This is a genomic window from Stenoxybacter acetivorans DSM 19021, assembly GCF_000745895.1.
Lineage (GTDB): Bacteria > Pseudomonadota > Gammaproteobacteria > Burkholderiales > Neisseriaceae > Stenoxybacter > Stenoxybacter acetivorans.
The window spans coordinates 26,993-34,575 of sequence record NZ_JQKE01000026.1; the positions used below are offsets into that span (position 1 = coordinate 26,993).

Annotated in this window: 7 protein-coding genes; all 7 read left to right on the plus strand. The window is 44.8% G+C overall.

Features of this window, described 5'->3' with window-relative positions; all coding sequences use genetic code 11:
- Positions 1 to 4 precede the first annotated feature (4 nt).
- Positions 5 to 751 carry a uroporphyrinogen-III synthase gene (locus tag Q384_RS04890; RefSeq protein WP_037586321.1) on the plus strand — a complete coding sequence of 249 codons (747 nt, stop codon included), beginning with the start codon at positions 5 to 7 and terminating at the stop codon, positions 749 to 751.
- Positions 744 to 2,117 (plus strand): uroporphyrinogen-III C-methyltransferase, encoded by a 1,374-nt coding sequence (locus Q384_RS04895; RefSeq protein WP_051940477.1) that lies wholly within the window; start codon positions 744 to 746, stop codon positions 2,115 to 2,117. The genes Q384_RS04890 and Q384_RS04895 overlap by 8 nt, the downstream gene beginning before the upstream one ends.
- Positions 2,114 to 3,322 (plus strand): heme biosynthesis HemY N-terminal domain-containing protein, encoded by a 1,209-nt coding sequence (locus Q384_RS04900; RefSeq protein WP_037586322.1) that lies wholly within the window; start codon positions 2,114 to 2,116, stop codon positions 3,320 to 3,322. The genes Q384_RS04895 and Q384_RS04900 overlap by 4 nt, the downstream gene beginning before the upstream one ends.
- 197 nt (positions 3,323 to 3,519) lie before the next feature.
- Positions 3,520 to 4,602: a uroporphyrinogen decarboxylase gene (gene hemE, locus Q384_RS04905; RefSeq protein WP_037586323.1), complete on the plus strand. Its 1,083-nt coding sequence runs from the start codon at positions 3,520 to 3,522 to the stop codon at positions 4,600 to 4,602.
- Between the two features lie 183 nt (positions 4,603 to 4,785).
- Positions 4,786 to 5,154 carry a phasin family protein gene (locus tag Q384_RS04910; protein ID WP_037586324.1) on the plus strand — a complete coding sequence of 123 codons (369 nt, stop codon included), beginning with the start codon at positions 4,786 to 4,788 and terminating at the stop codon, positions 5,152 to 5,154.
- A 162-nt stretch (positions 5,155 to 5,316) separates the two neighbouring features.
- Positions 5,317 to 7,086, plus strand: a complete 1,770-nt coding sequence (phaC, locus tag Q384_RS04915; protein ID WP_037586326.1) for a class I poly(R)-hydroxyalkanoic acid synthase — start codon at positions 5,317 to 5,319, stop codon at positions 7,084 to 7,086.
- Between the two features lie 291 nt (positions 7,087 to 7,377).
- The coding region (locus Q384_RS04920; protein WP_169740835.1) for a transposase family protein at positions 7,378 to 7,583 on the plus strand (206 nt) is incomplete at its 3' end.

The window sequence follows — 7,583 nt, forward strand, 5'->3', positions numbered from 1 at the left end:
AAATATGGTTCAGCCGGCTGTTGTATTATTGCGTCCGAATACGCAGAATGAGGCTGATGCTGCGTTGTGCCGATCTTTGGGCTGGCAGCCAATCCCTTTCGGAACGCATAAACTGGTTGCCGATGCGGCGGCTTTAAACAGGCTGCCTGAAAAAGGCAATGATGCCGATGCCGTGTTTTGGGTCAGCCCCGGTGCTGCGGACATTGCCGCTGGTGCATTGCTGCCGTATTCAGGCAGCCTGAAACCGATACACATTGCCGTGGGTGAAGCCACGGCGCGGCGGTTGCGTGAATTGGGTTTTGCGCAGGTGATTTGTCCGCAAGACGGGCATGACAGCGAAGCGGTATTGCGCTTGCCACTGTGGCGGGAAAAAACGGGGAAATTATTGATTGTGCGCGGCACATTCGGACGTGATGTGCTGGCGGAAACTGTGCGCGGTTTGGGCTGGCAAGTGTGTGTTGCCGAGGTATATTCGCGCGAAACCGTGCGCTTGGATTGGCATGCGTTGGAAGTGTATCAAAACACAGGCTGCCTGAAAGCCGTTTATGTAACTGCCGTTGCGCAAGTACACGAATGGTTTTGTCAAGCACCGCCGGCATTTACCCCTGTATTGAAAAGATTGTTATACTTCACCCATCATCCGCGTATTGCCGAGGCTTTGGCTGCACATCAAGTTTCTCGCATTTTCGTTGGTTCTTTACGTGAAGGATTATCCTCCACCGCAAACAAGGAAACCATAAACCATGAGTGAATCCACCAATAACACACTGCCGCCTGAATCTGCTGATTCAAGCGATGCCGCTCAAAACCTGCCGGTGAATGCTGAATCGGAAAAACTTGCTGCCGATAACCAGCGGCCAACACCATTGCCAACGTTTGTTAAACACACAGAGAAAACCATGTCTGATACACCAAACAACATACCTGCCGCGCCCATTGTGATTAAACAATCTTCCGGAAAAGGCATGGCACTGGGTGCGCTGGTTTTGTCTTTACTGGCATTGGGTGCTGCCGGTTTCTTGTTTGTGGAAGGGCAAAATGTTTTAAAACGGCAGGAAATCAGCTTTGATCAGAAATTTCAAACAGTCGGTGAGAATGGCAGTAAAAGCATTGATTTGGCGCAGCATAATTTAAGTAAAATTGAACTCATCAGCCAAGAATTGCAAACCTTGCAAAACAACAGCAAACAGCAGGCAGAGCAGGTAAACGCTGTACAAAAAGCGTATCAAGAATTGATTAAAAGCCGCAGTGATTGGTTGGTGGACGAAATTGAAGCAACGCTGAATCTGGCGGCGCAGCAACTGATTATTTCCGGCAATGTGCCGACCACTGTTCAAGTGCTGGAAAATTTGGAAACCCGTTTGGCACGGTTTGATCAGCCGCAGCTACTGCCGATTAAACAAGCCGTCAGCAATGATTTGAATCAACTCAAAAGCCAGCCCTATTTGGATACCGCCGGTGTTTCTTTGCGATTGAATCGCTTGGAAACAGCCGTGTCAAGTTTGCCTTTGGTGATTGACGACACGCTGCAACCCAAAGCCTCAGTCACCGCACCCATATTGAGTGATCCCACTGCGCCGTGGTGGCGGTGGGCGTGGCAAAAAACATGGCAAAGTTTGGCGGGTATGGTGGAAGTGCGCCGTTTAAACAGCAATGACTCCATGTTGATGTCGCCTGAGCAAACTTATTTTGTTCGTGAAAATCTGCGTTTACGCTTGTTGGATGCGCGCATCGCGCTGATACAGCACAACAGTGAAATTTATGCCGGGGATTTGAATGCGGCACAGGCGGCAGTGAATCAATATTTTGACACTCAATCACCGCAAACTCAGTCGTGGCTGAACGAATTAACCCAAATTCGGGATTTGGATATTCAAAACAGCCCGAAAAACAATATGCTGGCTGAAAGTTTAGCTGCTGTGCGTGCCTATCAAAAACAAGCAAATATGGTGAGTAATATTGATGCCGCATCTGAACCTTCGCAAGCGAGTGAATCAATTGCCGAAGGGGCGGCAGCGGGTGAGCAAGCGGCTTCTGCTGCTTATGTGCAGCCACTGCCAAAACCACTTTCTGAAAATGCCGCTTCAGGCAGCCGCACGGAGGGACGCGCATTATGAAAAGCCTGATTTGGATTATTGTGCTGTTTGCTGTGGCAGTGGGGCTGGTGCTGGGTGCAAAATTCTACAGCGGTGATGTCTATATTGCCGTGGAACAAACCTTGATTCGCATTGATTTGCATCTGTTTGCGGGTTTTGTGCTGTTGGCGGTGGTGTTGCTGTATGTGTTGCTGAACTTGGTTTTGGGTACATTGCATCTGCCGCAGCGCATGCGCCGTTTTACCGAAAATCGGCGTGGACACAAAGCCGATGTGGCGTTGAACCGTGCCGGTTTGTCTTATTTTGAAGGCAAATTTCAACAAGCGCAGGCACAAGCGCAGAAAGTATTGGACAACAAAAACGGCGGACACAACAAAGCCTTGGCTTTGCTGATTGCCGCGCACAGTGCCGATCAAATGGACGATGCCGACAGCCTCAATCGTTATCTGCAAGACATTGCCGCTTTGCCGGTTAAACAGCAACTGTCGCGTCATTTATTGCTGGCTGAATCGGCTTTGGTGCATCGAAATTACACTGCTGCTGAAGCTGCGCTTGCTGATGCCGCGGCGATTAACCCGAATTTAACTCGTTTGGTTGAATTGCAGCTGCGTTTTGCATTTGAACAAAACCAACCGCTGACCGTGCTGGAAAAAACCGCTAAACTTCATAAAGTAGATGCAATCAGTGACAGTGAAAACCAGCAATATCAACTTTGGGCATACCGTAAACTGCTTGTACAAGCGCAAGACGCAGATGCCTTAAAAGCCTGTTTAAAACGGATTCCGGCTGATTTGCAGGCGGGAGAAATGAATGCTGAAATCGCCGCCAAATACGCCGAATTGGGTTTGTATCCGCAAGCGGTAAAATGGGTGAATAAATATTATTCGAGCAATCAAAATCCGGCGTTGCTGCCGACTTTGATTCACAGCAGTCAATATTTAAGCGACAAAGAACAGCAAAAAGCGATGGACATTGCCGAGGGCTGGCTGAAAACCACGCCCGATAATGCGCCCTTATTGTTGAATTTGGGGCAAATGGCATTTGATAAACAGCTTTGGGGTAAAGCGCGGGCGTATTTGGAAGCGAGTTTAAATATTCAAGACGATTCAACGGCGCGGTTGGTGTTGGCAAAAATTTTAGACCAAGCCGGTGAACACACTGAAGCCAAAACACAGCGCAATCTTGTGCTGAAAAAAATAGATGATCAAAACGGAGATGAAATTTAAATCCTGATTTGTTTAAATGAATGCTTGCCAAAATTTCGGCAGGCATTTTGTTATAGCGGCTTACTTTCAGATCACAGCGGTGTTTTTCTTTGCGTATTGCTGATATCGCATTGCCGGAGTTTGCCCTGCTTTAAAAATTAAGCCATTGTATGGCAAACATTGAAACATCAATCCATTCATAAAAAACAGAGAACTTCATGAAACCTTTGCAAAACGATACTTTTCTACGTGCTTTATTGAAAGAACCGACTGAATACACCCCCATTTGGATGATGCGGCAAGCAGGGCGGTATTTGCCTGAATACAAAGCCACCCGCACCCGTGCAGGCAGCTTTTTAGATTTGTGCAAAAATACCGAGCTGGCAACCGAAGTAACCATTCAACCATTGGAACGCTTTGATTTAGATGCGGCGATTTTATTTTCCGATATTCTCACTGTTCCTGATGCCATGGGTTTGGGTTTGTATTTTGCCGAAGGTGAGGGGCCCAGATTTGAACATCCTTTGCAAAACGAAGCCGATATTCGGGCATTGGCTGTACCGAATATGGAAAAATTAAGCTATGTGTTTGACGCTGTGCGCAGTATTCGCCGTGCTTTAGACGGACGTGTGCCGCTGATTGGTTTTTCAGGCAGCCCGTTTACTTTAGCGTGTTACATGGTGGAAGGGGGCAGCAGCAAAGAATTCCGTACCATCAAAACCATGATGTATTCGCGGCCTGATTTATTGCATCGTATCTTAGACATCAATGCGCAAGCAGTAACGGCTTATCTTAATGCGCAAATTGCAGCCGGTGCACAAGCTGTGCAGATTTTCGACACTTGGGGCGGTGTGCTGAGTGATGTGGCGTTTGCTGAATTCAGTTTGCAGTATTTGCGGCAAATTGTTGCGGGTTTAACCCGAGAAGCCGATGGCAGACGGGTCCCTGTGATTGTATTTGTGAAAGGCGGCGGTTTGTGGCTGGAGCAAATGGCAGGCATCGGTGCAGATGCGCTGGGTTTGGATTGGACTTGCAATATTGGTCAAGCCCGCGCTCGAGTGGGTCAATACGTTGCGTTGCAAGGCAATTTTGATCCCATGGCATTGTTTGGTTCGCCTGAAGCCATTGAAGCGGAAGCCGCACGAATTTTGGCAGATTACGGTCAAGGCTGCGGGCATGTATTTAACTTGGGACACGGCATTAACCAACACGCCAATCCCGAACATGCCAAGATTCTGGTGGACACCGTACATCAATTATCGCGAGAGTATCACAGCAATTTAGATAATAATTATAATTAAAACAAAATGATATTTATTATTTGTACAAATAATAAAATTGTCACAACAATTGGCAATAATATGGATAATATTATCCTGTACAAATACAGCAAGATGTGTTAAAAGCATTAGGAAGCAATGAGAGGACTTATTAGGGATTTTCCAATTTTCCGCAGTCTGTTTCTATCTAAGGAGGTTTTACCTATGTACACCGATATTTTTAAAGCATTTAACGATCAATCTAAAACCACGCTTGAGCCGGTGGTGAAATTTAACCAATTGGTTGCCAAAAATTTCACTGAATTGACTAATTTGCAATTGGATTCTGCTCGCCAGTATGCTGAAATCGGCTTGGCTCAGCTGCAATTGAACAGTCAAGTGAAAGACATGCAGTCTTTGATGAATAGTGGCAGCAAACAAATGGAAACCATGAATCGCATCAGCCAGCAAATGATTGAAGACGGCAAGAAATTGTCTGCATTGGCAACCGAATTCAAAACCGAATTGGATAAATTGGTTGCAGACAGTGTTGTTAAAGCGCAAAAAGAAGCTGCCGTAAAACCTGCAAAATAAGTATGTGTAATAAAATAATAGGGATTTCAGGTAGCCGGTCATTTCAGGCTGCCTGAAATTTTATGCGCTTTTGCACTGCATTCATCAAAGCATCAAAGAAGTTTCACTTTGCGGTAAATACGCGCTTTCACCACGCCCATTCAGTATCCACGGAGGATCATCATGGAGCAGGCTCAATTTAAGCTTAACGAATCCGTTCAGCAAATGTTGCAGTACAACGATGACATCTGGCAAAAAATTCAAGAATTTTACTTTGGCGATAATCCTGTCAGTGATGCTTTGGCACAGCTGAATGCTGAAGATTTGTCAAAATTTTATGAAGCCTTAGCCAAAAATCCGACACACATGATGCATTTGCAAATGAAGTGGTGGCAGGGGCAAATGGATATTTATAAAAATTTCATGCTGCGAAGCATGGGTGAAGATGTGCCGTCGGTGATTGATGATTTGCCCGGTGATCGCCGTTTTTCCAGTGAATTGTGGAAGCAAAATCCCAATTTCGATTTATTGCGTCAGTCTTACTTACTGTTCACCACCACCATTCGCGATATGATTGATATTGTGGAAGGTATTTCTGATCGAGTGCGTCAACGGCTGCATTTTTTCACACGTCAAATGATAAATGCCATGAGTCCGGGTAATTTTTTGTGGTCAAATCCGGAAGTGCTGAAAATCACTCAAGAAGAGGGCGGTGCGAATTTATTGCGCGGTGCACAGCTTTTTCATGATGACCTTCTCAAAAGCGGACAATATCTGAAAATCCGTATGATGAAAGGTCATGCTTTTGAAGTGGGTAAAGATTTGGCTTATACCGACGGTAAGGTGATTTTCCAAAATGATGTATTTGAATTGATTCAGTATACGCCAAAAACAGATACCGTATATCAAACGCCGTTATTGATTGTACCGCCGTTTATCAATAAATATTATATACTTGATTTAAAAGAGAAAAATTCGTTTGTTAATTGGCTGGTAGCGCAAGGGCACGCTGTCTTTTTGATGTCTTGGCGCAATCCGAGTAAAGAACAAGCGCAAATTGATTTTGGCAATTTAATTACCGATGGTGTGATGGAAGCCGTTAAAGCCATTGAAAGCATTACAGGTGAAAAAGAAGTCAATGCCATTGGTTATTGCATGGGCGGTACATTGTTGGCAGCAACCCAAGCCTATTATGTCGGCAAACGCCTGAAAAACCGCATTAAAAGTGCCACCTATTTGGCGACACTCTTGGATTTTGACAAACCCGGTGAATTGGGTGTTTTCATCAATGACCCAATCATCACCGCCATTGAAGCCTTGGAAAAACAAATCGGCTATTGTGATGGCCGCCAGCTGGCGGTTACTTTCAGCTTATTGCGTGAAAATTCTTTGTATTGGAATTATTACATTGAGAATTACTTAAAAGGACAAGAACCCGGTGAATTTGACATCTTGTATTGGAACAGCGACGGTACAAATGTAACGCCGCCGATTCACAGTTTTATTCTGCGCAACTTGTATCTGAATAATGAGTTAAGCCAAGGCAAAGTGAAAATCAATGGTGTTGGCTTGCATTTGCCGAAAGTGGAAACGCCTAATTTTTTTATCTCCACCAGAGAAGATCACATCGCGCTGTGGGACGGAACATTCAAAGGTGCGCAGGCTTTGGGCGGCGACCGTACTTTGGTTTTGGGTGAGTCAGGACACGTTGCCGGTATTGTGAATCCGCCTGCCAAAAATAAATATGGTTACTACACCAACACAGAAACTTTTGAAAACGACAAGCAATGGCTGGCAAAAGCCGAATACCATGCCGGTTCATGGTGGGTCTATTGGCAAGAGTGGGTTACCCAATATGCGGGTAAAAAAGTATCTGCTTATGCCGTTGGTAATGGGCAATACCCGATACTGGCTGACGCGCCGGGTGAATATGTTAAGGTGAATTTGGTTTGAATTCGGTTTGCAAATATAGCTAAACTATTAAAATTTTCAAAACGATTAGCTGGAAAAACTATGGCTAATTGCCTGAAATCTGCTGAACTAAGTCATGTTTGCTTTTTTGAAAAAATAATAGTACAGCTATAACAGAGTAAATTGAGTGTATTTGCTTTGTTGGTTATACAGCCAGGGCAATCGCATGAAAAATTTTCTCTCACCATTTTAATCAATTAAGCCATAGTGTATTATTTTCCATAAATTACTCTCATCAGAAAGAAACTCATCATAGAAAAAACAGATAATTTGTTGGATTTATTGGTAAAAATTAAAGATCCACGCGGAAAACACAAAATTGCTTACTCGTTGCCTGCCATTTTAACCATTGCCATATGTGCCTCGTTGGCAGGGGCGGATACTTTTGTTGAGATGGAGCAATGGGCAAAAGAAAAAATTGAATGGTTTCAGAAGTTAATTCCTTCTTTACCCTGCATTCCCTCACACGATACTTTTGG

Excerpts from the sequence above, each read along its gene's own strand:
- Q384_RS04900 (WP_037586322.1), top strand. The coding sequence starts at position 2,114 with ATGAAAAGCCTGATTTGGATTATTGTGCTGTTTGCTGTGGCAGTGGGG.
- Q384_RS04910 (WP_037586324.1), top strand. The coding sequence starts at position 4,786 with ATGTACACCGATATTTTTAAAGCATTTAACGATCAATCTAAAACCACG.
- Q384_RS04890 (WP_037586321.1), top strand. The coding sequence starts at position 5 with ATGGTTCAGCCGGCTGTTGTATTATTGCGTCCGAATACGCAGAATGAG.
- hemE (WP_037586323.1), top strand. The coding sequence starts at position 3,520 with ATGAAACCTTTGCAAAACGATACTTTTCTACGTGCTTTATTGAAAGAA.
- phaC (WP_037586326.1), top strand. The coding sequence starts at position 5,317 with ATGGAGCAGGCTCAATTTAAGCTTAACGAATCCGTTCAGCAAATGTTG.
- Q384_RS04895 (WP_051940477.1), top strand. The coding sequence starts at position 744 with ATGAGTGAATCCACCAATAACACACTGCCGCCTGAATCTGCTGATTCA.